The sequence below is a fragment of the Phycicoccus endophyticus genome (genome assembly GCF_011326735.1).
Classification (GTDB): domain Bacteria; phylum Actinomycetota; class Actinomycetes; order Actinomycetales; family Dermatophilaceae; genus Phycicoccus; species Phycicoccus endophyticus.
The window spans coordinates 134,679-159,293 of sequence record NZ_JAANCN010000002.1 but is presented as its reverse complement, the minus strand read 5'-3'; the positions used below and the strand labels follow the sequence as shown (position 1 = coordinate 159,293).

At 70.9% G+C, this 24,615-nt stretch carries 17 protein-coding genes and 2 tRNA genes; 9 read left to right on the top strand and 10 right to left on the bottom strand.

The genetic code is table 11. The features are described from left to right. The first annotated feature begins 31 nt into the window (after positions 1 to 31). The 3 genes from G8D98_RS03805 to G8D98_RS03795 are packed head-to-tail and all read left to right on the top strand — an operon-like array spanning position 32 to position 2,563. Positions 32 to 964 carry a carbohydrate ABC transporter permease gene (locus G8D98_RS03805; protein WP_166099324.1) on the top strand — a complete coding sequence of 311 codons (933 nt, stop codon included), beginning with the start codon at positions 32 to 34 and terminating at the stop codon, positions 962 to 964. Continuing rightward, positions 961 to 1,776 (top strand): carbohydrate ABC transporter permease, encoded by an 816-nt coding sequence (locus G8D98_RS03800; RefSeq protein WP_166099321.1) that lies wholly within the window; start codon positions 961 to 963, stop codon positions 1,774 to 1,776. Before G8D98_RS03805 ends, G8D98_RS03800 begins: the two co-directional genes overlap by 4 nt. A 43-nt stretch (positions 1,777 to 1,819) precedes the next feature. After that, positions 1,820 to 2,563 (top strand): SDR family oxidoreductase, encoded by a 744-nt coding sequence (locus G8D98_RS03795; protein ID WP_166099320.1) that lies wholly within the window; start codon positions 1,820 to 1,822, stop codon positions 2,561 to 2,563. Between the two features lie 1,279 nt (positions 2,564 to 3,842). Here the strand turns inward: G8D98_RS03795 and G8D98_RS03790 are convergent. Continuing rightward, positions 3,843 to 4,277, bottom strand: coding sequence for a peptidase inhibitor family I36 protein (locus tag G8D98_RS03790; protein WP_166099318.1), 435 nt, complete (start codon positions 4,275 to 4,277; stop codon positions 3,843 to 3,845). A 473-nt stretch (positions 4,278 to 4,750) separates the two neighbouring features. Here G8D98_RS03790 and G8D98_RS03785 point away from each other — a divergent pair, with 473 nt between their 5' ends. Continuing rightward, on the top strand, positions 4,751 to 9,322 hold the full coding sequence (locus G8D98_RS03785; protein WP_166099315.1) for a glycoside hydrolase domain-containing protein: 4,572 nt from the start codon (positions 4,751 to 4,753) through the stop codon (positions 9,320 to 9,322). A gap of 58 nt (positions 9,323 to 9,380) precedes the next feature. Here G8D98_RS03785 and G8D98_RS03780 read toward each other — a convergent pair. The 3 genes from G8D98_RS03780 to G8D98_RS03770 all read right to left on the bottom strand — a co-directional run bounded on the left by G8D98_RS03780 (position 9,381) and on the right by G8D98_RS03770 (position 12,168). Then, positions 9,381 to 9,470: transfer RNA gene (locus tag G8D98_RS03780), tRNA-Ser, on the bottom strand. Between the two features lie 59 nt (positions 9,471 to 9,529). Beyond that, positions 9,530 to 10,054, bottom strand: coding sequence for a GtrA family protein (locus G8D98_RS03775; protein WP_166099312.1), 525 nt, complete (start codon positions 10,052 to 10,054; stop codon positions 9,530 to 9,532). Beyond that, positions 10,051 to 12,168, bottom strand: coding sequence for an ArnT family glycosyltransferase (locus G8D98_RS03770; RefSeq protein WP_166099308.1), 2,118 nt, complete (start codon positions 12,166 to 12,168; stop codon positions 10,051 to 10,053). Before G8D98_RS03770 ends, G8D98_RS03775 begins: the two co-directional genes overlap by 4 nt. Before the next feature lie 58 nt (positions 12,169 to 12,226). Between G8D98_RS03770 and G8D98_RS03765 the strand changes: the two genes are divergently transcribed. Next, positions 12,227 to 12,715: a GNAT family N-acetyltransferase gene (locus G8D98_RS03765; protein WP_166099305.1), complete on the top strand. Its 489-nt coding sequence runs from the start codon at positions 12,227 to 12,229 to the stop codon at positions 12,713 to 12,715. 15 nt (positions 12,716 to 12,730) lie between these two features. On the opposite strand, the gene G8D98_RS03760 is transcribed toward G8D98_RS03765, so the two are convergent. Together G8D98_RS03760 and G8D98_RS03755 are read right to left on the bottom strand one after the other, a co-directional pair. Continuing rightward, positions 12,731 to 14,230, bottom strand: a complete 1,500-nt coding sequence (locus G8D98_RS03760) for a sensor histidine kinase (RefSeq protein WP_166099301.1) — start codon at positions 14,228 to 14,230, stop codon at positions 12,731 to 12,733. Between the two features lie 4 nt (positions 14,231 to 14,234). Then, entirely contained in the window at positions 14,235 to 14,975 is a 741-nt protein-coding gene (locus G8D98_RS03755; RefSeq protein ID WP_166099299.1) for a response regulator transcription factor, read from the bottom strand. Between the two features lie 164 nt (positions 14,976 to 15,139). On the opposite strand from G8D98_RS03755, the gene G8D98_RS03750 reads away from it, so the two are divergent. Then, positions 15,140 to 15,766 carry a hypothetical protein gene (locus tag G8D98_RS03750; protein WP_166099297.1) on the top strand — a complete coding sequence of 209 codons (627 nt, stop codon included), beginning with the start codon at positions 15,140 to 15,142 and terminating at the stop codon, positions 15,764 to 15,766. An 83-nt stretch (positions 15,767 to 15,849) separates the two neighbouring features. Here G8D98_RS03750 and G8D98_RS03745 read toward each other — a convergent pair whose 3' ends face one another. Next, positions 15,850 to 17,670, bottom strand: a complete 1,821-nt coding sequence (locus tag G8D98_RS03745) for a phosphoenolpyruvate carboxykinase (GTP) (RefSeq protein ID WP_166099294.1) — start codon at positions 17,668 to 17,670, stop codon at positions 15,850 to 15,852. Between the two features lie 250 nt (positions 17,671 to 17,920). Between G8D98_RS03745 and G8D98_RS03740 the strand changes: the two genes are divergently transcribed. Beyond that, a tRNA-Arg gene (locus G8D98_RS03740) sits at positions 17,921 to 17,993 on the top strand. 39 nt (positions 17,994 to 18,032) lie between these two features. On the opposite strand, the gene G8D98_RS03735 is transcribed toward G8D98_RS03740, so the two are convergent. Then, positions 18,033 to 18,170 carry a hypothetical protein gene (locus tag G8D98_RS03735; RefSeq protein WP_166099292.1) on the bottom strand — a complete coding sequence of 46 codons (138 nt, stop codon included), beginning with the start codon at positions 18,168 to 18,170 and terminating at the stop codon, positions 18,033 to 18,035. Here G8D98_RS03735 and G8D98_RS03730 point away from each other — a divergent pair. Then, positions 18,169 to 18,828, top strand: coding sequence for a hypothetical protein (locus G8D98_RS03730; protein ID WP_166099290.1), 660 nt, complete (start codon positions 18,169 to 18,171; stop codon positions 18,826 to 18,828). The genes G8D98_RS03735 and G8D98_RS03730 overlap by 2 nt on opposite strands. A 74-nt stretch (positions 18,829 to 18,902) precedes the next feature. Here the strand turns inward: G8D98_RS03730 and G8D98_RS03725 are convergent, their stop codons facing one another. Continuing rightward, entirely contained in the window at positions 18,903 to 19,580 is a 678-nt protein-coding gene (locus G8D98_RS03725) for a helix-turn-helix domain-containing protein (RefSeq protein ID WP_166099287.1), read from the bottom strand. Positions 19,581 to 19,851: 271 nt separating this feature from the next. After that, a complete protein-coding gene (locus G8D98_RS03720) occupies positions 19,852 to 20,700 on the bottom strand; it encodes an AraC family transcriptional regulator (RefSeq protein WP_166099285.1) in 849 nt (282 codons plus the stop codon). Positions 20,701 to 21,007: 307 nt separating this feature from the next. Here G8D98_RS03720 and G8D98_RS03715 point away from each other — a divergent pair, with 307 nt between their 5' ends. Beyond that, a complete protein-coding gene (locus G8D98_RS03715) occupies positions 21,008 to 24,604 on the top strand; it encodes a DUF7927 domain-containing protein (protein ID WP_166099282.1) in 3,597 nt (1,198 codons plus the stop codon). Positions 24,605 to 24,615 lie beyond the last annotated feature (11 nt).

Sequence of the window (24,615 nt, the reverse complement as noted above, 5' to 3'; positions counted from 1 at the left end):
ACGTCGTCCGCTCGCACAAGGGAGTGCCCAGATGTCCGCGACCGAGCTCGACACGGTGGAGGCCAGGACCGCCACCGACGACAAGCGGGTCAACACCAAGGAGCTGCGCACCGCGCGCGGCCTGATCTTCCCCGCCGTCCTCTTCCTCATCCTGCTCACGCAGGTCCCGTTCCTCGTCACCATCGGCTTCTCGCTGGTGCGGTGGAACCTCCTCTACCCCAACGACCGCGGCTTCACCGGCCTGAGCAACTACGCCTCGGCGCTGTCCTCGGGCGACCTGTGGCCCTCCATCGTGGCCACCGTGCTCATCACGGCCTTCTCCGTGGTCCTCTCGGTCGTCTTCGGGATGCTCTTCGCCGTCCTGCTCGACCGGCAGTTCGTCGGCCGCGCGGTCGCGCGCACGCTGATGATCACGCCGTTCCTCGTCATGCCGGCGGCCGCCTCCCTCATCTGGAAGTACTCGATGTTCGACACGAACATCGGCATGCTCAACTGGCTGGCGCGCACGCTGCACCTGCCGGTCGTTTCGTGGTCGACCGAGCACCCGCTGATGACCGTCGTCATCGTGCTGACCTGGCAGTTCACCCCGTTCATGATGCTCATCCTGCTGGCCGGCCTGCAGGGCCAGGACAAGGGCATCCTCGAGGCGGCGCAGGTCGACGGGGCCGGCACCTGGCGCACCTTCACCTGGATCACGCTGCCGCACCTGCGGATGTACATCGAGATCGGCGTGCTGCTCGGCTCGGTGATCATCATCCAGGTCTTCGACCCGGTCGCCATCCTCACCAAGGGCACCGGGGGCACCAAGACCCTCGCCTACCTGCTCTACGAGCGGGCCTTCATCGGCCTCGACGTCGGGCAGGCCGCGGCCTACGGGGTCGTCACCGTCGTCCTGACGCTCATCGTCGCCACGGTGGCGCTGCGCACCCTCTTCAAGGTCTTCATGGCAGGAGGCAGCCGATGAACCGCTCGCTCCGGGGCTCGCTGGTCACCCTCGTGACCTGGGTCCTCGTCCTCGTCTTCTTCTTCCCGGTCTTCTGGATGGTCCTCAACGGCTTCAAGCCGGAGTCGGTCGCCTCCTCGGTCAACCCGCGGGTCTTCTTCACCCCGGTGACCGAGGGCTACCAGCTGGCGATGGACCGGGGCATGCAGGGGTACCTGCTCAACTCCGTGACCGCCTCGGTCACCGCGACGATCATCGCCGTCGTGCTGGCGATCCCGGCCGCGTACGCGCTGTCGATCCGGCGGGTGAAGAACGTCGAGGGCGCCCTGACGTTCTTCATCTCCACCCGGTTCATGCCGCTCGCGGCGGTCGTGCTGCCGCTGTTCATGATCCTCAAGGAGCTGAACCTCCTCGACAACGTGTACATGCTGGCGATCGTCTACGGCGCGGTGAACCTGCCGGTGACGGTGTGGATGATGCGCTCCTTCTTCCTCGAGGTGCCCTTCGAGATCATCGAGGCCGCCCGGGTCGACGGTGCCGGCCTCGGCCGGGAGATCTTCCGGGTCGCGCTGCCTCTCGTCCTGCCGGGCGTCGCGGCGGCGGCGCTCATCTGCTTCATCTTCAGCTGGAACGAGTACTTCCTCGCGACGCTGCTGACCTCCTCGGCCGCGCGGACCACCCCACCCTTCCTCGGCAGCTTCGTCGACGGGCGTGGCCAGTTCCTCGCGGTGCTCTCCGCAGCCGCGACCATCGCCGCGCTCCCGGTGATCATCGCCGGCTGGGTGGCCCAGAAGCAGCTCGTGCGCGGCCTGTCGATGGGAGCGATCAAGTGACCGGCCCGGCCCTGGCCGGCACCGCCCGGCCCGGGGGGACGTGATGCCGGCCCCGGCCCGGGACCTCACCGACACCGTCCTCGTCGTCACCGGGGCGGGAGGTGGGATCGGTGGGGCGACCGTCGGCCTCGCCCTGGAGGCGGGGGCCCGGGTGGTCGCCGGCGACCTGCGCGAGGACGCCGTCGACCGGCTCGTCGAGGAGTGGGGCCCGGCGCGCATCGTCCCCGTGGTCGGCGACGTGCGCGAGGAGGCCACCGCCGAGCGCCTCGTCGCCGCCGGCGTCGAGGCGTACGGGCGGGTCGACTCGGTCGTCGCGAACGCGGCGGTCGGCTTCTACGGCGGCCTGCTCGACTACTCCTCGGAGCAGGTCGAGCTCATGGTCGACGTCACGGTGAAGGGCACGGTGTGGCTGGCGCGGGCCGCGGTGCGGCAGTTTCGCGCCCAGGGCGACGGCGGGGACATCGTCATCATCGGGTCGGTCGCGGGGCTGCTCATCGGCGGCGGCCGGGAGGCCGTCTACGCCGCGACCAAGGGAGCGCAGGTCAACCTCGGCTACGCCCTCGACCGTGAGCTGCGGGGGGAGGGCATCCGGACGACCGTCATCGCCCCGGCCGGGGTGAACACGCCCTTCGCGGCCGCCGACGGCCGGTTCGGCGAGGAGGACCCGTCCTGCGGCCCGTTCATGGAGCCGGCGGACATCGGCGGCGCCATCGTCCACACCCTCCAGCAGCCACGCCGGATGCGCACCGAGCTGTGGACGATGTGGAGCCTCGCCGAGGCCCACTAGGAACCCCTCCGCGTCCCTCCTGTCGGGCGCGGCGGCCGAGCACGAGGCCCCCGGGGTGACTGGGCCCCCCGGGGGCCTCGTCCGTTCGCACTCCCTTTGGCGTGATCAGTTCGGAACAGAGGTGCTGGCGGCCCTGAGTGTGGCATCAGCGCCCAGTTCGCAAACGAAAGAATTTGGTGCGCTTCGTGTGCACGAGAGAGAGCATCCGCGGTGAGAAGGGCGTACCGGAGGTGCTATTCGGAAGGGAACGAAAGGGTTTACCGATTTGACTTCGGGGGCCAAACCAACTGGTAAGTGATCATAAACGGCGCCTCAGACAGTCCTTAACTCTGGGAAACTCTGCCGGCGTGTCGCGCTACCACGGACTATTCGGCCATTAGCGCCCGCATCTCACGGTCATACTGAGCGAACTCTGCAATTTCGCGGTCAACTCGATTCGCGAACCTGTGGATCAGACGCCGCTGGACGCTCGCCTCATTCGAATGTAGAGTCTCAAGGAACCCGCTACTCACTTGACATGAGGCGTCGGCGCTAGCTATCCGGATTTCGTTGACCGACGGTTGCCCGTGGAGATCTGCTGGGATGCCTAGCCGATCTACCAGATCTGGCGTAGGCATGTCGAACGGCTCAACCGCGGTATCCACCAAAGCGATTCGACCGACGCATCTCCTCCACCTGACAATCGAGCGCTGAGTCTCCGGCGAACTCATCGCTGCTTGGAATGCTTCAGTTTGGATATACTGCACCACCCCATCGTAGGGTGGGAGGGGGTGTTCGGAGCGCAATTTCTTAAAGCAGCGCTTCCAAGAACTTCCTGGATGCGTGGGAGCGGAATTGGGGTTCGCGATCGTATTCACGGTCATCGGAGAAACGCGATAGCCGAACGTCGAAGCAATGGAAGGGTTAAATAGACGCCTATTGTCGCTGTTCCACGTGGCTCCCGGGGTTCGTCGTTCAAGGAAGGCGGCGCGCGTCGTCGGCTTGTTCACCCTCGCACCAACGCACTTGGCCACGTAGTAATCCTCGGCTATAAGATGGCTAGTCGCATTTACCTTTCGCCATCGCGAAGTTAATGGCAGCGTCCAGTCCAGCACTTCCGGCGGTAGCATTTTGGGTTCCTCAGGAGGTAGCGTGGTGGAAACCGAGGATATGCTACGACCAACCGGCGAGGGGCTGCTGCTCGCGAATGGGCCCGAAGAGCACCCAGCCGAACAAGCGAAAATAGTGAGGATTACGAAGCCCAGTCGATACCCCACCAGTGCTCGAGAAATGGTATTGCTCAGGTGCAGTTGCCGGCAGCTGAATCAAACTTGAACGAGCTAATGGAGTCGTTCATGTTGGGGTGGCTTGAATTTAGGGCCACGTAGCCGTCTTGCCGCACTACCTTCAGGGATGCGCCCGAGTACCATTTTCCAGTGAAGAATGTTGCGTTTGAATGGTTCCCATTGTTGTACACTGATGTGATGTCGTCATCAGCATTCCGTGTCGTTCCCTCGTAGTTCAGGAAGCTCAGGGAATACTGGCATTCGTAGGCTTTCACGCGCGCAGCGGTGCTTCCACTGGTCTTGTAATAACGGTCCCCCCAACCACAGGCGTAGCCCGAGGGGCATACAGCAGCGGCCGCGGCGGCCGCGCCTCCTGCTGTTCCGGCGGCCACCAAGGCAAAGGCCACAGTGGTCCGAGCGACTATTCCATATCTCACGATAACCCCCATGAATCCAAGAGGGGCCGACTGCCCCCCGTTGAGTCAGGGTAGCAGCGGGTCTCATCTTCTGCCACCGCTCAGCGAAAGCGCCGTTCTGCCACGACACCCTTCGCCCAAACCAGAGCGCATCGGGTGCTGAAGAAATCTGTGGCCGGTGGTCGGGCCCATCGGGTCAGGGCGGACTAGTGCACCACTCCAGCCTCGGCTCCAGGTGGAGTCAAGGATGGACGTCCTAATGCCGCGTCGAGGAAGACCGGCGCACCGTGTCGGCGAGGTCGTCGTGAGACGGACGCAGCGTCCGGCCATCGAAGGCCGCGGGGCTTGTACTCTCCCCCGTGGACGAGGCCCGACGGCCTTGCGGAGATTCGACGTGGAGTGACTCTGTGACATCCAGCAACGGTGCTGCCCTGTACGGTTCGTCGGCTCAGGCCGGCCGGACGCGCGGAGCGCGCGCCCGGCTCCGGCGGTGGCCCTCCGGGGTGGTGGCCCTGCTCGCCGCGGCCCTCTGCCTCGTCGGCTTCGCTCCGGTCGCCGCGGCCGGGTCCGGGCACCGCCCGTCGGGGCACGGCCACCCGAGCCAGGGCGGGAGCGCCCGCGACTACACCGCCCTCGTCGACCCGTTCGTGGGCACCCAGGGCGACGACGGCAACGACATGCCGGGCGCCCAGGCACCGAACGGGCTGGCGAAGGTCAACCCGCGGACCTACCCCGACCGCAACCACACTGGCTACGAGTACACCGAGGACCACATCCTCGGCTTCACCCACACCAACCTCGACGGCGTGGGCGGCTCCGGCGGCGGCGGTGACATCCTCGTCGTGCCGACCTCGGGCAGCTACTCCGCCCGCCCCTCGACGGGCAGCTACGCCCATCCCTTCTCCCACGACGACGAGGAGGCGCAGCCCGGGTACTACCGCGTGGGGCTGGGCAACATCGCCGGTGAGGACGGCGCCATCTCCGACGCCGACGGCACCATCGACGCAGAGGTCACGGCGACCACCCGCTCGGCCGCCCACCGCTACTCCTTCCCCGACGGCGCGACCCCCTCGCTCGTCCTCGACCTCAGCACCAACAACACCCAGCGGGTGGCGTCCTCGCTGACGGTGACGACCCTCGACGACGGGCGCGCCGCGGTGAGCGGACGCATCGTCGGGCACTTCTACAACGCCTCCTACACCCTCTACTACTACGCCGAGACCGGGCAGCCGGTGGCCGGCGTGCAGACCTGGGACGACTCCGACGAGCTGACCGACGCCACCCGCAGGAGCGGCCAGGACACCGGCGCCGTGCTGACCTTCGACCCGGCAGACGGCGAGGACGTCGAGCTGCACGTCACCCTGTCGCCCATCAGCGCCGAGCAGGCCAGGACCGACCAGCGGGCCGAGCTGGGCGAGAAGTCCTTCGACGAGATCCGCGCGGCCAGCCACGACGAGTGGAACGCCAAGCTCGGCAAGGTCGCGGTCAGCGCCTCGGTCGCCACCGACCCCACCGGTGACCTCGAGAAGCTCTTCTACACGCACCTGTACCGGATGTTCGCCCTGCCGGCCAACACGACGAGCACCTCCGGCACCTACCGAGGGGTCGACGGGGCGGTGCACTCGGCACAGGGGTTCACGTACTACGACGGCTGGTCGACGTGGGACGACTTCCGCAAGTACTCCGTCTTCTCCTACATCGACCCCGAGATGTACGGCGACATGGTGCAGTCGATGGTCTACCTGTTCGCCGACGCCGAGGCGGCGGGCGGGCAGAGCCTCGGCAACCTCATGCACGCGGCGCCGACCATCCGCTGGGAGCGCTCGGCCCTCGTCCTCGCCGACGCCCTGAACAAGGGCTACACCGGGCTGCAGCGGCTGGACGAGGCCTACACCGGCCTCGAGCGTCTCGTCGGCGGGTACAGCGACGCCGACCTGGCGCGCGGCTACATCGCCGGCCGCCCCGGCGACGCCGTGCAGCTCGGCTACGACCAGTGGGCCCTGGCCCAGGTCGCCGAGGCACTCGGCAAGGACGACGAGGCCGCCGAGCTGCGCGCCCAGGCGGCCCTGCCGATCGAGAACCTCGTCAAGCCGGACGCGTGGACCGCGGCCGACGGCACCGAGGTGGGGGTGCTCACCCCCCGCGATGCCGACGGCGCCTGGCAGACAGTCGACTACGAGAAGTTCGAGGCTGCGAACCTCTACCAGGGGACCCTCTGGCAGTACCACTGGTACGACGCCTACGACATGGACGCCCTCATCGACGCCACCGGCGGTGAGGAGGCGACCCTGCTGGCGCTGCGACACATGTTCGGCGAGGACGGGCCGGACGACGGCTCGGGAATGCTGCACTCGAACTCCAACGAGATCGACCTGCAGACGCCGTACCTGTTCAACTACGTCGGCGAGCCGAGCCTGACCCAGAAGTGGGTGCGGGCGATCTACACCAAGGAGACGTGGAACCGGTACCTCGGCACGGGCAGCACGAGCGAGGCGCCGAGCGGCGGAGGTGAGTTCACGCCGCCCGTCAAGACGCAGGTCTACAGCCTGAGCCCCGACGGCCTGCTGCCGACGATGGACAACGACGCAGGCACGATGTCGACGATGTTCGTCGCGGCGGCGCTCGGGCTTTTCCCCGTCACCTCGGGCTCCTCCCAGTTCCAGGTCGGGTCGCCGTTCTTCGACTCCGCCGTCATCTCCTACGACAGCGGCCGCTCCTTCCGGATCGACGCCCGCGGCGTCTCGACGGACGACTTCTACATCCGGTCGGCGACCCTGGACGGGAAGCGCTTCGAGAACACGTGGGTCGACTACGCGGACATCGTCGACGGCGGCAGCCTCTCGTTCCGGATGACCGACAAGCCCACCCGCTGGGGCTCCCACACCGAGCCCGCTTACTCGATGAGCACCGCGACCGGGACCACCGCGGCGCCGGCCGTCACGGCCGAGCCCACGGTCGTCGAGGCCGCCGCCGACGGCACCGTCCGTGGCTCGGTGACGCTGACCCTGCACGGGCGGGCGACGTTCCGGGGCCCGCGGGGCTGGGACCTCACCCGGTGGGGGGCCGCGACGGTCAAGGGGCTGCCGAGCGGCGTCAAGGCAACCGTCCGGGTGACCGGCCGGCGGACGGCGTCGGTGCGGCTCACCGGCACCACCTCGAGCGAGGCGCGCTTCTACGTCAGCTTCACGGACCGGGCGTTCACCGGACGCGTCAGCGCCTCGGACGTCGACGGGCAAGGGGTGACCAGCCGGTCCCCGCTTCGCCTGTCGATGGCCGCGAGCGCGCGCGCGACCCTGGAGGAGCTCGTGGGCCAGGCCGCGGACGTGCGCCAGGGCAACTACTCGCTGAGGTCGTTCACGGCGCTGCAGCAGGCGCTGGCGGCGGCCCGTGAGCTCCTCGCCGACGAGGACGCCACGAGCGTGCAGCTGAGCTTCGGGGCCGATGCCCTGCGCACGGCCATCGACGGCCTCGCCATCGACGAGGGCGGCTTCCGCATCCTCCAGGGCGAGGAGTCCGACGACTGGTCCGGCGGCGAGCTGAAGAACGAGGCCAACAGCTCCTCGGGCAACCTCGGCGGCGTGCGCGACGGCGCGTGGGTCCAGTACCAGGGCCTGTACTTCGAGGACGAGCTGCCCCGCTACCTCGCGGTCCGCTACGCCACCTCGCACTCCGCCTCCGAGGAGCCCAGCACGCTGGGGGTGCACGCGGGTGACGCCGACGGCGAACTGCTGGCGACGGTCGACCTCGTGGGCACCGGCGGCTGGGGCAACTACACCGAGACCTCGGCCGCGCTGAGCGACCCGCAGGCCATCGTCGACGCGGAGCGGGTGACGTTCGTCTTCGGCGCCCCCTCCGGCCGGTCATGGGCCGCCAACGTCGACTGGTTCCGCCTCAGCGCGCAGGACCCGAGCGAGACCTCCGACGGGGGCTCCAGCGTCGTCGTCGAGGCCGAGGACTGGACGGATAGTTCCGGTGGCGACCTCAAGGCCGAGAGCAACACCTGGAGCGGCCAGTCGCTGAGGAACGTCGGGGGCACGCACGACGGTGACTGGCTCGCCTACGGCGACGTCGACTTCGGCGGCACCGACCTCGGCGAGGTCGCCGTCCACTACGTCAACAACTCCTCCCGCTGTGGCCAGAACTCGGCGATCGACGTCTACCTCGACGAGTTCGACCCGGCCGACCCCGGCGAGCCCTTCGCGACGGTCGACCTCGCCGTGACGGGCAGCGGCTGGGGCGACGACGGCACCGCCACGGCGATGCTGCCGCAGACCGTCACCGGCACCCACGAGGTCTTCCTCCGGCTGCGGACCGAGGCCGACGCGAGCCACCCGTACGTGGCGAACATCGACAACCTGACGTTCTCGACCGGGTCCCCGACCGAGGTCACGGTCGAGGCGGAGGACTGGAGCGACACCTCCGGCGGCTCCCTGAAGAACGAGAGCTCGACGTGGGACGACGGCGCGGTGACCAACGTCGGTGGGACGCACGACGGTGACTGGCTCACCTACGCAGAGGTCGACTTCGGCTCCGCCGCCCTCGACGAGCTGTCCGTGCACTACGTCCACAACTCGGGGCGGTGCGGCCGGGACTCGGCGATCGACGTCTACCTCGACGGGTTCGACCCGGCCGAGCCGGGGGAGCCGTTCGCGACCGTGGAGCTGCCGTCGACCGGCTCGAGCTGGTCGTCCGCGGGGACGGCGACGGTGACGCTGCCCGAGCCGGTGCGCGGCACGCACGAGCTGACCCTCGTCCTGCGCACCGATGCCTACGACTCGGGGCACCCGTACGTGGCGAACCTCGACAGGCTCACCTTCGTCGACTCCGACGCCCAGGGGCAGCAGGAGGTGCCGGTGGACTTCGGCGGCCTCCAGGAGGCCGTGGACACCTACGGCCCGCTGGCCGACCAGGGCGAGCAGTACGGCCAGATCGACTTCGCGGTCTTCCTGCGCGAGCTCGACGCGGCCCGCGACATGCTCGACGCGGGCGCCGCGACCCAGGAGGAGGTGGACGCACAGGCCCGCCGCCTGCGGCTGGCGGCCGAGCAGCTCGACCCGTCAGCCGGCGCCACGGCCTGACGCGCTACCTCAAACAGGAGTCCCCCGGAGGCGTGTGCTCCCGGGGGACTTCTGTGAGCGGAGGCGGAGGGATTTGAACCCTCGATGGGCTTGAGACCCAAACCGCATTAGCAGTGCGGCGCCATAGACCGGACTAGGCGACGCCTCCAACGCCTGGACAGGGTATCCGCCGGCGCCGCCGACGGGCAAAGCGGGTCGACGGCATGGCTAGGACGAGGAGCGCACTCCCGGCCGACGCGTCCGGTCAGCAGGGTCCTCGCCGCGTGCAGCGCCGGACGGGCGACGGGGGGCGAAGACCCACCACCGCATCGCCAGGTACTTCACCGCCGTCGCGGCCGCCGTCGTCACGGCGACGACCGTCGTCTCCGCCCACGTCGGCGCACCGGGCGCGAGCACGGCGAGCAGGGCCAGGCCGCCGGAGGTCATCCCCAGCGTGAGCCCGAAGACGACCAGCCCCTGCACGTGGTGGCGGGCGACCCCGTCCCGCCCGCGGATGCCGAACGTCCAGCGACGGTTGGCCCAGGTGTTGGCCACCGCGGCGACGAGCAACGCGAGGGCGTTGGCCACCTGCGGCATGCCGAGGAGGTGGCGCAGGAGGACGAACCCCCCGAGGTGCAGCACGGTGCTCCCCGCGCCGACGACCGCGAAGGCGGCGAGCTCGCGTACCACCGACCCCCACGGCCGGCCGGCCCTGCTCCGGCCGGCCGTGGGGTGCTCCACGAGGCTCGTCACTGCCCCGAACCCGTCGGCTGGGTGAGGTCGTAGAACGTCTCCCCGCCGATCGTCACCTCGGTGTAGTTCTGGCTCACCCAGTTGTTGATCTCGTCCGCCACGTCGGAGCCGCCCTGCTGCCCGCCGAAGCCACCGCCGGCGAGGAAGTAGTGGATCTGGCCGTCCGCGACGTACTGCTGGAACTGCTCGAGGGTCGGGTACGGGTCGGACCCGTTGAACCCACCGATCGCCATCACCGGCTCCTCGGTCGCCAGCTGAAGGCCGGCGGCGTTCTGCGACCCGACGGCGGCGGCGACCCAGGTGTACTGGTCGGCATCCGCCTCGAGCGCCTCGACGACATCGGCGTCCGGGGTGGACGCGTCGAGCAGGCCGCTCATCCCGCCACCCGCCGACCCTCCGGCCCCGGGTGCGCTCCCGCCGGGCTGGGTGCCGCCGGCGAACGGCGAGGTCCCTCCGTTCGGGTTGGTCTGGGTCGTGCCACCCGGCGCAGTTCCGCCCTGGGTGGTTCCACCGGGCGCGGTGCCGCCGGGGGCGCCACCGCCCGGTCCGCCTCCGAAGCCACCCCCGGGGCCGCCGCTGCTCGACGGGCCGGCCGTGACGATCGAGCCGCTGTGCCCCGTCGCCAGGGTGGAGGCCGTGTAGGCGGCCGGCCCGGCGAGGCCGGCGACGACGGCCATGACGCCCAGGCCCGCGAGGGCCCGCACGTGGAGCCGACCGACGACGAGGAAGAGCGCGGTGGCGGCGAGCCCCAGTGCCAGCACCGTGAACCGCAGCCACCCGCCGTACGCCGTCGTGCCGGAGAGGAGGACGAAGCCCCACACCGACGCGGCGGCAGTGCCGGCGGCCAGCGTCAGGGCGCCGACGGTGTCGTGTCGCCGGTCCCACGCCTCGCCGGCCCCCATGCCGACGAGGGCGGCGATCGCCGGCGCGAGGGCGACCGTGTAGTACTCGTGGAAGATCCCCTGCATGAACGAGAAGACCAGCGCCGTGGTGAGGAGCCACAGCCCCATGGCGAGATAGCCGGCCCGACGGGCGTCGGTGCGGGGTGCCCGGGCGCGCATGACCAGACCGCCGACGAGGAAGACCAGCGCGGCGGGGAGCAGCCAGGAGATCTGACCACCGACCGAGGAGTCGAACATCCGGAACAAGCCGGTGCCCGAGGAGAACCCGCCGCCACCACCGCCACCGACCCGGCCGACCTCGGAGCCGTCCAACCGCCCGAAGCCGTTGTAGCCGAAGGTCAGCTCGAGGAAGGAGTTGGTCTGGCTGCCACCGATGTACGGACGCCACGAGGCGGGCACCAGCTCGACGACGGCGACCCACCACCCCGCCGAGACGAGGAAGGCGCCCACCGAGAGCAGGCCGCCGACGACCCGACGGCGCAGTGGGGTGTCCGCACACACCATCCAGACGACGGCCACCGCGGGCACGACGAGGAAGACCTGCAGGGTCTTGGTCAGGAAACCGAAGCCGGCGAAGACACCGGCGAGCGCGATCCAGCGGTAGGAGCCGGCCTCGAGCGCGCGCAGCGTTGCCCAGACGGCGAGCGCCATGAGGAGGGTGAGGAGCGCGTCGGGGTTGTTGAATCGGAACATCAGGACCGCGACGGGGGTCAGCGCCAGGGCGCCGCCGGCGAGCAGGGCGGCTCCGTGCTCGAAGTGTCGCCGCACGGTGGCGTGCACGACGGCCACGGTGCCGATGCCCATGAGGACCTGCGGCAGCAGGATGGCGAAGGAGCTGAGCCCGAACAGGCGCACCGAGAGGGCCATGGCCCACAGCGACGCCGGCGGCTTGTCGACCGTGATGGCGTTGCTCGCGTCGAGACTGCCGAAGAAGAACGCCTTCCACGAGGTGCTGCCGGCCTGGACGGCGGCGGAGTAGAAGGCGTTCGCCCATCCGCTGGCGGTGAGGTTCCACAGGTACGCCACGGCGGTGACGACGAGCAGGGCCAGGAGCGCCGGGCGGGCCCAGGCCGGGTCGGCCTCCGGGCCGCGGACGAGGTGCCGCAGGCGGCCTCCCCGCGGGCCGGCGGGGTCGGCCGCCGTCGGCCCCAGGGGTGCTCGGGCGTCAGGGGCCCCCGCGGGGGTGGCCTCGGGCAGGGTGGCGGTGTCCATGGGCTCCAGGCTGGCCCCGACGGCTGTGCCTCGCCTGTGACCGGCCTACGATGACGACGTGCAGCTCGTCGTCCGTCCCGCCCGTGAAGGCGAGCTGGCGGCGGTCGGGGCTCTGGCGGTCGAGGCCTACGCTGCCGACGGTCAGATCACGGCCGAGCACCCCTACGCCGCAACGTTGCTCGACACCGCCTCGCGAGCCCGCGATGCCGTGCTGCTCGTCGCGGTGGCCGGCGACGCGATGCTGGGGACGGTCACCTACGTCCCGCCGGGGACGCCCTTCGCCGAGGTCGGCGGCCCGGACGAGGCGGAGGTGCGGATGCTTGCGGTCTCGCCCTCCGCGCGGGGCCGGGGCGTCGGCCGGCTGCTCAGCGACGAGTGCGTCCGCCGCGCCCGCGCCGACGGGTGCGCGGCGCTCGTGCTCTCGAGCGGGTCCTGGATGCATGCAGCGCACCGCCTCTACGAGCGGATGGGGTTCGTGCGCACCCCCGAGAGGGACTGGTCGCCGCGGCCGGAGGTCGACCTGCTCGCCTACCGGCTGCCCGTCTGAGGCCAGCTCGGTCGCTCAGGCGGCCGGGAGCAGGACCGAAAAGGTCGTCGCCCCCGGCTCGGAGGTCACCTCGACCCGTCCTCCGTGCGCCTGGCCGACGGCGGCCACGATCGAGAGCCCGAGCCCCGTCGAGCCCCGGGCGCGGCTGCGCGAGTCGTCCCCCCGGGTGAACCGCTCGAACACCTTCGGCTGCAGGGTGGACGGGATGCCGGGCCCGTTGTCGGACACCGAGATGCGCACCATGCTGCCCTCGGGGCGCAGGCGGGTGACGACCCGGGTCCCGGACGGGGTGTGTGTGCGGGCGTTGGCGAGCAGGTTGGCGAGGATCTGGTGCAGCCGGGCACCGTCCCCGGTGACCTCGACCGGCTCCTCGGGCAGGTCGAGCTCCCACGCGTGGCCCGGGGACGCGGCGTGCGCGTCGCTCACGGCATTCATCGCGAGCAGCGACAGGTCGACCGGCTCCCGCTCCAACGGACGGCCGGAGTCCAGCCGGGCGAGGAGCAGCAGGTCCTCGACGAGCTCCTGCATCCGCAGCGCCTCGGACTCGACCCGGCCGATGGCATGGGTGACCGTCTGCGGCACGGGGTCGCTCTCACGGCGGGTGAGCTCGGCATAGCCCCGGATCGAGGCGAGTGGGGTACGCAGCTCGTGGGAGGCGTCCGCGACGAACTGCCGCACGCGCATCTCGCTCTCCTGGCGGGCCTGCAGCGCCTGCTCGACGTCGTCGAGCATCGTGTTGAGGGCGAGCCCCACCTGGCCGACCTCGTCGCGGCCGTCGGCGTCGTCGTCGGGCACCCGAACCGCGAGTGAGACGTCGCCCTGGTCGAGCTGGAGGGCGGATACCTGCCGCGCCGTGGCTGCCACCCGGTCGAGCGGGGCCAGGCTGCGCCGGATGACGACCGCGCCACCGACCCCGACGAGGACCAGACCGACGACCGTCCCTCCGACGACGAGCGCGAGCAGCTTGCCGAGCAGCTCGTCGACGGGGCGGGTCGAGACGCCGACGATGAAGCGGCTGCCGTCGTCGAGGGTCCGTGCCGTCACGAGGTACTCCCCGACCCCGTCGCCGACGTCGACGCGCACCGTCTCGCCGGGCTCCACCGCCGACAGCCTCTCGATCTGGTCCGCGTCGAGCGTGCCGTCCTCCCCGGAGGGCAGGATGACCTGGTTGAGCGAGTACCCGCCGGTGTCGGTCGCGACGGTGCCGTCCTCGGTCAGACCGAGGACGAGGACGTTGTCCCCACCGGGGGCGCCTGGTGGGGCACTGCGCCGCGGTGCCGGGCCGTCGCCGTCGTCCTCGTACACACCGCGGCGGTCCCCGGCGCGCAGCAGCGCGCTCTGCAGGCTCTCGTCGAGCTGGGCCTCGAGGTAGCGCCGCGTCTCCAGGACGGTGAGCGCGCTCGTGGCGAGCATGACGACGGTGAACAGGACGAGGACGCCGGCGATGAGCTTCGTCCGCAGCGTCCACCGCGAGGGGTGGTAGGCCACCTCCGGGATCCGGGGCCGGCTCGTCATCGGCTCACTCGGCGGGTTTGAGGACGTACCCCACCCCGCGCATCGTGTGGATCATCGGCGCCCGGCCGACGTCGATCTTCTTGCGCAGGTAGGAGATGTAGAGCTCGACGACGTTGGCCTGGCCACCGAAGTCGTAGTTCCACACCCGGTCGAGGATCTGGGCCTTGGAGAGCACCCGCCGAGGGTTGCGCATGAGGTAGCGCAGCAGCTCGAACTCGGTGGCCGTCAGCTGGATCTCGGTGCCGCCGCGGCTCACCTCGTGGCTGTCCTCGTCGAGGGTGAGGTCGCCGACGACGAGGAGGGAGTCGCTCTCGACGGCCGTGATCGCGGTGCGCCGCATGAGGGCACGCAGCCGGGCCACGACCTCCTCGAGGCTGAACGGCTTGGTCACGTAGTCGTCGCCACCGGCGGTGAGCCCGGCGACGCGGTCCTCGACGGCGTCCTTGGCGGTGAGGAAGAGGACCGGGACGTTGGGGTCCTCCGTCCGCATCCGTCGCAGCACCTCCATGCCGTCGAAGTCCGGCAGCATCATGTCGAGGACGACGGCGTCCGGGCCGAAGTCCTTCGCCGTGCGGACCGCCTGCATCCCGCTCGCGGCCGAGCGCACCTCCCACCCCTCGTAGCGCAGGGCCATGTTGAGGAGCTCGGTGAGGTTCGGCTCGTCGTCGACGACGAGGACGCGCACCGGGCTTCCGTCGGGGCGGGCGAGGGCCGGCGCGGGGGCGGGCTGCTGGCGGGTCTGCATGGGAGAAGTCTGTGTGCCGCCGCTGGGGCGCTCCGATGTGCTGCCTGTGCGGATGCTGTGGGCCACCTCCACAGGGTGCCAGGGACCTCCGGGCGGCGCCACAGGTTGAGCACAGGCGGGGGTGGGAGTCTCCCGCGAGCACCCGTCGACCGAGGAGAGCAGACATGAGCGACCGGCCCGCCGACGACCGCCCGACCCGTCCCCAGCCGCCGGCCGACCCCGCCTGGGCCAGTGCACCCACGGGGCCGCTGCCGAGCACGCCGACGCGGCCGACGAGCGGCGTGCCGTCGACCTCGACGCCGGCCTCGCCCCCCGCGCCGGCGCAGGCCGTCGCCGAGGCCGAGGCCGAGGCCGAGCGCGGGGCGGGCAGGCCGGGTCGGTGGTCCGGGCGCACGAGCCTCGTGGCGGTCGCTGCCGCGCTCGCCCTCGGCGTCCTCGGGGCGGTGGGTGCCACCGCCGCGGTGGCCCAGGGCGAGAGCTCTGGCAGGGGCGACATCGGCGGTGGGCAGTTCCCCGGTGGTGGCCGGGGCGGGTTCCCCGGCGGTGGACAGCTCCCCGGCAGCGGACAGGGACAGGGTCTTTCCGGTGGCGGCCAGGGCCAGCAGCTGCCCGGGGGCGGCGTGGACCCCCAGCAGGGCGGCACGCCGTGGGGCGACGGCGACCGGCCGGGGCTTCCGGGCACCGACGGTGAGGACGACGGGACCGGCAGCGGGGCGCCGGGCCAGCAGCTGCCCGGCGGCGGATCCGGCTCCGACGGCGCCGACGACGACACGGCGCCGACGACCATCTGAGCCCGGCGTCTCGGCCGCCCACGCGGCGGACGGGCCCCGCCGGAGCGCCACCGGCAGGGCCCGTCCTGGTCCGGGCAAGAGCGTCAGGCCTGCTCGATGCGCTCCTTGAGCGTCGCGAGCTCGTCGGCCAGCTGGGTCGGCAGCTTGTCGCCGATCTTGGCGAACCACTCCTCGATGAGCGGCAGCTCGGCCTTCCACTCCTCGGTGTCGACCCGCAGGGCGGCCGCGAGCTGGTCCTCGTCGAGGTCCAGGCCGGTCGTGTCGAGTGCGCCCTGCTCCGGGACGAGCCCGACCGGGGTGTCGACGGCACCCGCGGTGCCCTCGAGCCGCTGGACGACCCAGGTGAGCACGCGGGAGTTGTCGCCGTATCCCGGCCACAGGAACGAGCCGTCCTCGGCCCGGCGGAACCAGTTGACCTGGAAGATCCGTGGCAGCTTGGAGGCGTCCGCCTGCTTGCCGACCTCGAGCCAGTGCGCCATGTAGTCACCGGCGTGGTAGCCGATGAAGGGGAGCATGGCCATCGGGTCGCGGCGGACGACCCCGACCGCGCCGGTGGCCGCGGCCGTCGTCTCCGAGGAGAGTGTCGCGCCGACGAAGACGCCGTGGCCCCAGTCGCGCGACTCGTAGACCAGGGGCACCGTCGTCTTGCGGCGGCCGCCGAAGAGGATGGCGTCGATCGGGACACCGTCGGGGTTGTCGTACTCCGGAGCGATCATCGGCGTCTGCTTGGCGGGCGTCGTGAACCGGCTGTTCGGGTGGCTGCTCGGCTCGCTGCTCTCGGGGGTCCAGTCGCGGCCCTTCCAGTCGGTGAGGTGGGCCGGCGGGGTCTCGGTCAGCCCCTCCCACCACACGTCACCGTCGTCGGTCAGGGCGACGTTGGTGAAGATCGAGTTGCCCTTCTCGATGGTCCGGATCGCCTGCGGGTTGGTGTGCATGCCGGTGCCGGGGGCGACGCCGAAGAGGCCGAACTCCGGGTTGACGGCGTAGAGGCGCCCGTCCGGCCCGAAGCGCATCCAGGCGATGTCGTCGCCGACCATCTCGGCGCTCCAGCCCTCGAGCGTGGGCTCGATCATCGCGAGGTTGGTCTTGCCGCACTGGCTGGGGAAGGCGCCGGCGATGTAGTGGGTGCGGCCCTCGGGCGAGGTGAGCTTGAGGATGAGCATGTGCTCGGCGAGCCAGCCCTCGTCACGCGCCATCGCCGAGGCGATCCGCAGGGCGTAGCACTTCTTGCCGAGGAGGGCGTTGCCGCCGTACCCGGAGCCGTAGGACCAGATCTCGCGGGTCTCGGGGAAGTGGGCGATGTACTTGGTGTCGCTGCAGGGCCACGCGACGTCCTGCTGCCCCTCGGCGAGCGGGGCGCCGACGGAGTGCAGGCCCTTGACGAAGGATGCGTCCAGCTCCTCCATCTTGCGCAGGACGGGGGTGCCGATGCGGGCCATGATGCGCATGTTCGTCACGACGTAGGCCGAGTCGGTGACCTCGACGCCGAACATCGGCACGGTCGCCTCGAGGTGGCCCATGACGAACGGGATGACGTACATCGTGCGTCCACGCATCGACCCGCGGTACAGCTCGGTCATCGTCGCCTTGAGCTCGGCCGGGTCGACCCAGTTGTTCGTCGGGCCGGCGTCCTCCTTGCGGGCGGAGGCGATGAACGTGCGGTCCTCGACGCGCGCGACGTCGGTGGGGTCGGACTGGCAGAGGAAGGAGTTGGGCTTCTTGTCCTCGTCGAGGCGGACGAAGGTGCCGGCGTCGACGAGCTCGCTCGTCAACCGGTCCCACTCCTCGTCAGAGCCGTCGCACCACACCACGGTGTCCGGCTCGGTGAGAGCGGCGACCTCGTCGACCCAGGTGACCAGCCCGGTGTGTGTCGTCGGTGCGCTGGTGGCTGTGGTGGTCGTCATCGTGGGTTCCTTCCGTCGATCCCGGGTGTGGTCGACCTCCAGGCGACGGGCTCGCGACGCTGCCGGTGGGAACCTCGGGCGCCCATCGCTGGGAGCCTCGACATCCAGCGTAGGACGCGGTGGGGCGCGGCACCGATGCTTGTGAAGGTTTTCACAAGCATCGGCGGAGGCGAGGTGTCCGCGCCGCCCGATTTCTCCCCGTGCGCTGCGCTCGGGTAGTCTGCACAGTCGTTGCGTGCGAGCGCAGCGGGCGCCCGTAGCTCAACGGATAGAGCATCTGACTACGGATCAGAAGGTTAGGGGTTCGAATCCCTTCGGGCGCGCCCTGTGATGTCTCAGGACATCGCGGACTCCCCGAACCCTCAGGGTTCGGGGAGTCCTTGGTTTTGGGGCTGGTATCGGCGGGTGGTGTCGAGGGTGAGCTGGCGGATGAGCTTGCCGGTGGTGGTGTCGATGACGGTGATGTGCAGGCCGTGGATGAGGGCGGCGCCAGGCCGCATGGTCGTCGGCGAGGGCTCGGCGCAGAGTCGTGAGGCGTCGTCGGTCGGATCCGCGGAGATTGTCGCGCTCGACGAAGGGGTCTTCGATGCAGGCGAGCAGTGCGGCGGCGTCGAAGAGGTGGCGGTCGCGGTCGCGACTGTCGCAGGTGTAGGCGGCGGCCTTGAGGACGACCGCGCCCAACGAGCTGGGTACAGAGATGAGGGTGCGCTTCGCGGTGGTGATCTCGAGGACGGCGTTCATAGTGCGCTGCAGGGCCTGAGTGCCTCCCTCGATGCGGACCATGTCGCGGCCGCGGAGCCGCTCCACGACCTTGGGGGCGGGATGGTCGGACATGAGTACGTCGACGATTTCGTCGCCCGCAGCGCCGGCCACCAGGTCGACCCGATCGGTGCCGCGGACGAACCGATGGGCGGTGTTGCTGCGAGGGTCGACGGCGTCGCGCAGGCGGTAGTCCAGCCCCTCCAGAGCCGTGGCGGTCGCGTCGGGGACGCCGCGGCTGGTCTCGATGTGGAGCACGATGTCGGCGTCGTTCGTCGGACGGACGACGCCGATGCCCCGGTGCACGGTGTGCAGCTGCGTCATCAGGCCACCGACGAGGGTCCACCTGTCGGTGGGGAGAACGGCAGCCAGCTCCGCGACGTTCGGCCACGGCGATAGCCATCCTCCCACCGGCGTCGCCACCTCGACCGTGGCGCGTGGGCGCTCCCGGGGTGCGTCCTCGGCTGGCGGCGTCATCGCCGGAACCGGTCGAGCGCCCCGACCAGCGCGCGTTCACCGACGCCTCGCTCGCGTGGGTCACGTGACGTCGCGGCGTCGAGGGCGGTGAGCACTACCCCGTGGACGGCGAGATCACGGACGACGCCGAGGTCGAATCCCGTTGCGCGGAGCGTGACGTTGCCGGAAGGGTCGGCCTGCAGGCCGAAAAAGCCCACGGCAGAGTCCACCCTGTCGACGTCCAGGTAGCCGTCCACCGAGTCTGACGCGGCACCCACGAGCCCCAGGCCGGTGGTGTCGATGGTGACGAGCTCGTCGAGCAGCCGCCGCAGGGCTGAGGGGTGGCCTTGGTAGGTCCTGATGCTCGCGCGATCACGGGTCTGGGTGACGAGGTCGGCCGGGTCGGTGATGGCGCGCAGCGAGGCCCGTAGCCGCGAGGTCTGGGTGGGCCCAAGCCAGTCGACGTGCACCCCGGAGAGCATCGCCACCGCGGCCCACGCCGTGTGCTCGGCCCAGACCCGGGTGCGGCCGCCGTGGCGCTCGGCGATGTAGGACTCGAGGGAGTCGCGGTCGATCAGGCCCCGCGCCACTCGGGTCAGGCCACCGGAGTCAGCCAGCCGGCGGACGTGCTGGACCGTCACACCCAAGGCGCGCGCCGCGTCCTGGGTGCTGACGAAGGAGGTGCCGACAGCCATACAGATAATGTTCCATTAAGCGCCTAATCTGTAAAGCCCGGCACGAGCTCTGGTGGGCCAAGGCCGTTGCCGGCTCTGGGCCCCAGAATGGGCCCCAAGATTCGTCGGCAGTCTCGATTCCGCAACGATGCGGCTCGAGCCGACCGGAGGTGCACACGTCCTCTGACCTGTGGAAACGCCAGAGAACGAGTCGCCATTGGTCGGGGCCGGTCGGGTTTCCCGCGTCCTGGCCCGGAACCGTCCTCTGCTGGGGCCGGTGGGGCTCCGGGGGTCAGGGCCGGGCCGCCGCCCGGGCCCGCGCCAGTGCCCGGGCGAGCTGCTTGGCCGAGGTGAACCCGGCCCGTTCCGCGGTCTGCGCGGCAGTGAGCCCCTCAGCCGAGCGAAGCCGCTCGGCGTCGCTGAGCCGTCGCCGCTCGATCTCTCGCCGCGGGGTCGTCCCGAGACGCCTGAAGGTCTCGTGGACGGTACGGACGCTGACCGCCAGCTCCCGCGCGAGCCGGGTCACGCTGAACGCCGGGTCCTGGTAGTAGGACTCGATCGCGGCCTGAGCCGCCATGAACAGCCCGTCGCGGTGGCGTGAGTCGCCGACCGACCCGCAGCTGTCGGCCTCGTCGAGCACGGCCGCGAGCAGGTGTTCGAGGGACAGGCCGAGGTGCCGGCGTCCCGACTCCGTGCGCGGGGCGGCCGAGCCCGACATGGCGTTGGTCATCCGGGTGAGCGCGCTCAAGGCGCTGCCCTCGGCGTTGATCGGCTCGTGGAAGCGGAAGCGGGACTGCCGCGGCCGCAGCACGGTCGGCTCCAGGTACCAGATGTAGCGCGCCGTGTGAGCCAGCGTGCGTGCGGTGACGGGAGCCTGGCCGTCGAGGAGGATGAGGCTCCCCGGCTCGGCGACGACCGTGGAACGGTCGATCCCGAACTCGAACCCGCCCTCGACGGTGAACACGAGATAGGTGCGCTTCGGGGCGCCCTGGAGGGTGTAGGTGGCCGAGCGGGACCAGGCCCGACCGAGGCCGTAGCGGGGGTGCTGCACGGTGTCGGCCACCAACGACGGGTCGATGGCCCCCTGGGGGTTCCACCCGAACTCGTCGCACTCCTCCGCGGCCCGCCAACCCCGAGTCACCGTCGGTGTCTCCGTCCCGCCTGCCGGCGAACTCTCGTTGCGTCACGTACGGCACCTAGCCCTACCAGAGGTGCGCGCCGGCCGCGCCCCGGTGCGAGGCCCTGTCCAGCATGTGGCGCGCGGGCGCGGCCCGGTCGTCGCCGGCAGCCCAGAACCTGCACCGGCAGTGGTCAGTTCGTGCAGGGTCGCGCCACCTGACCCATCCCGGCCCCAGGCTGTCGAGCCGTGCCGGAGTGCCCACCGGGGGCCTGCCGGATTGTCCAGCGGAAGCGAGAGCGCAGTGCGTGCACGGGGTGGTCGAGGGGGCGTGTCGCGCCTGTCGCCGTGGCTGAGGAAGGTCGGCGCGCTCGTCGCGGTGGGCGCCCTGCTGGCGTCGGCGACGGTCGCTGTGGGGAGCCTCGTGTGGCCCACGGCCGCGCAGGCGGAAGGGACGGACGACGGGGCGCTCACCCTGGCGTCGGACAACACCTTCTACGCCTACCTCGAGGACGGCGACACGCTCGACGCGTCGTTCCTCGTCTCCAGCAAGGGTGGGGCGGTCGGGACCCCGCACCACTACGTCGTCACCGACCCGCAGGGCACGGTGGCGTGGCAGTGCGACCTGCCCGCGGACACCCCGGTCGGCGAGGGATGCACCAGCCCGACGCTGACCGGGGCCGCTGGCGTCTGGACGGTCGAGGACACCCAGAGTGCGGGCTCGTCCATCACCCGGCTGGACTGGTCGCTCGACGTCACGGCCGCCGACGGCAGCGCACGGCCCGGCCGGGTGTGGGCCTACCGGCCGTTCTTCTCCCAGAACACCGGGGAGTCCCCCGACGTCGACGTCTGGCTCGTCAACGACACCGGCTACCAGTACCAGGTCGCGCTCGAGGACTACAACGGCTTCCAGTCCACCATCCAGGCGAACGCCACCGGGGTCTCCGACCTGAACTGTGTGCCGACCTACCAGTCCACCGAGGCGGATGCGACGGGGCGCGGGGCGCCTACGGACCCGAACCTCACCGCGGACTGCGAGCCACAGTTCCGCGTCTTCTTCGCGCCCCCGGCCGCGGACCTGCCGGCCAGCGCGCAGTCGGCCGACGGGACCGTGACGGTTGCCCCGCCGGTGCTCACGAGCGCCGACCTCACCGTCGAGGACCTGGCGTTCGCCCCGACCGCGACCGGGGGAGCCGCCGGCACCTTCAGCTACTCCATCACCGAGCGCTTCTCCGGCGGCTACCAGCTGCAGGTCGACACCGACGGCAACGGCTCCTACGACGACGCCGTCGACCGCACGGTGAACCTCGGGGCCGACGGGTCGGGCTCGTACACCTACGAGTTCGACGGCCTCGACGGGCAGGGCGACCCCATCGAGGACTGCGTGCAGATGAACGCGCGGATCTACTTCCCGACGGTGGGTGAGATCCACATCCTCCAGTACGACGTCGAGCAGCGGGCCGGCGGCATCGAGGTGACCGCGCTCAACGGGGAGGCCGCGGGCAACCAGACGATCTACTGGGACGACACCGACCTGGCCGACGACCGCGCGAACACGACGCCGCAGACCGACGGGACCGCAGGCGTGGACAGCGCCGGCGGTGTCCACGGCTGGGAGGCGGGGGGCAACAGCTGGGGCAACGAGCGGATCATCGACGACTGGACCTTCACCCCCCTGGAGTACGGCACCGGCGAGCTGGCCGTCGGCGGACGCTGCCTGGCCCTCGAGAAGACCTCCGACGCCGACGAGGACACCCGGGTCGGCGACACCGTGACCTACACGGTGACCGCGACCAACACCGGTGACACCGACTACACCGACGCCGAGCCCGCGACCGTCACCGACGACCTCTCGGGAGTCCTCGACGACGCCACGTACGACGGCGACGCGACGTCCGACGTGGACGGCGAGCTGACCTACGACGAGCCCAAGCTGTCGTGGACCGGTGCCCTGCCCGCGGGGGAGAGCGTCACGCTGACGTACACGACGACGGTGACCGGTGCCGGCGACGGCTCCGTGCGCAACGTGGCCTACGGCGGCTCCCCGGATGACGAGACCCCGGCCTGCGACCCGCCGACCGACGCCGGCAGCGACCCGGACACCGGTGTCCCGTGCGCCGAGACCGAGGCACTGCTGCCGAGCCTGTCCGTGACGAAGTCGGCCGACACCGACACGGTCAGTGCGGTCGGCCAGACGGTCACGTACACCGTCACCGCGACGAACGACGGGCCGGGCGTGTACACCGAGACGGCGCCGGCCACCGTGGTCGACGACCTCGGCGGCGTGCTCGACGACGCCACCGTCGACGCGGGCTCGCTGACCACCTCGACGGGCGCGGACGCCGTGCTGTCCGGTGACCGGGTCACGTGGTCCGGGGCGCTCGGGGTGGGGGAGAGCGTGACGATCACCTACGAGGTCACGTACACCGGTGCGGGCGACGCCCTGCTGCGCAACGTCGCGTTCGCACCGAGCGACCCGAGCGACCCGACGACCCCGGCCTGCGACCCCGCCGACGAGGACGGGCGGGACCCGGACACCGGTGAGCCCTGCGCCCTCGTCGAGGTCCCGGCCGGGCAGCTCGCCGTCACCAAGAGCGTCGACCCCGAGGACGGCTCGTCGGTCGAGACCGGCCAGGAGCTGACGTACACGCTCACCTTCGAGAACACCGGCAGCGCACCCGTGGACGTCACGGACTGGACCGACGACCTCGGTGGTGTCCTCGACGACGCCGAGCTGACCGACGGCCCGACGGCCTCGACCGGCGCGCTGACTGCGTCCGAGGTCGCCGACGGCCGGTTCACGGTGGATGGACGGGTGGCGGCAGGCCGGTCGGTGACCGTCACCTACACCGTCCGGGTGCTGCCCGAGGACGCCCGTGGGGACGACACGCTCGAGAACGTCGTGTTCCCGAGCGGGTCGACGCCGCCCGCCGACTGCGCCGCGGATGACCCGCTGTGCACGGTGAACCCCGTGGCCGAGATCGTCGACTCGAAGTCGGTCTCGCCCGAGACCAACACGACGGTGCGGCCCGGGCAGGAGCTGACGTACACGTTGACGTTCACGAACGAAGGTGCCGGGCCCGGCGACGTCGACCGTGTGGACGACCTGCGCCATGTGCTCGACGACGCCGACCTCACGAGGCAGCCCGCTGCCTCGGACGACGCGCTGTCGGTCTCGCGCGTGCAGGACGGCCGGTTCTCGGTCACCGGCCGGCTGGCGGCCGGACAGACGGTCACCGTCACGTACACGGTGACGGTCAAGGCCGCCGACGAGCTCGGCGACACGCGCCTGGCCAACTTCCTGCTCGACCCGGGAACCCCGACGCCGCGGGACCCGGTGTGCACCGACGGCGAGGACTGCACCTACAACCCGGTCTCGGACGTCACGGTCGTGAAGTCCGCCGATCCCGAGAGTGGGACCGAGGTACGCGCCGGGCAGGACGTCACGTACAGGCTGACGTTCCGCAACGAGGGTGCGGGCGCGGAGACGATCGACTACACCGACCACATGGGCGGCGTGCTCGACGACGCCGACCTCGTGGCGGGGCCCACCGCCGACGCTGACGGGCTCACCGTCTCGGAGGTCGTCGACGACCGGTTCTCGGTGAGCGGTGAGCTGGCGGGCGGTCGGACGGTCGCCGTGACCTACACCGTGACCGTGCGCGAGGACGAGGACCAGGGTGACCACGACCTCGGCAACGTCGTCACCGTCACCGGCCAGGCGCCTGCCGACACGTGCCCACAGGGCAGCCTGCTGTGCACCGAGCACCCGGTCGGGTCGCCGTCCCCGCCCCTTCTCGCCTACACCGGGTCCGGCCTGACGGCGGTCGCGCTCGTCACCGGGCTGGGTCTGCTCGTCTGCGGCGCCGGGGCCCTCCTGCTCGCCCGGCACTCGCGGAACGGGCGCAGGCTGCAGGCCGGCCTGTGACGGGGCGGCCG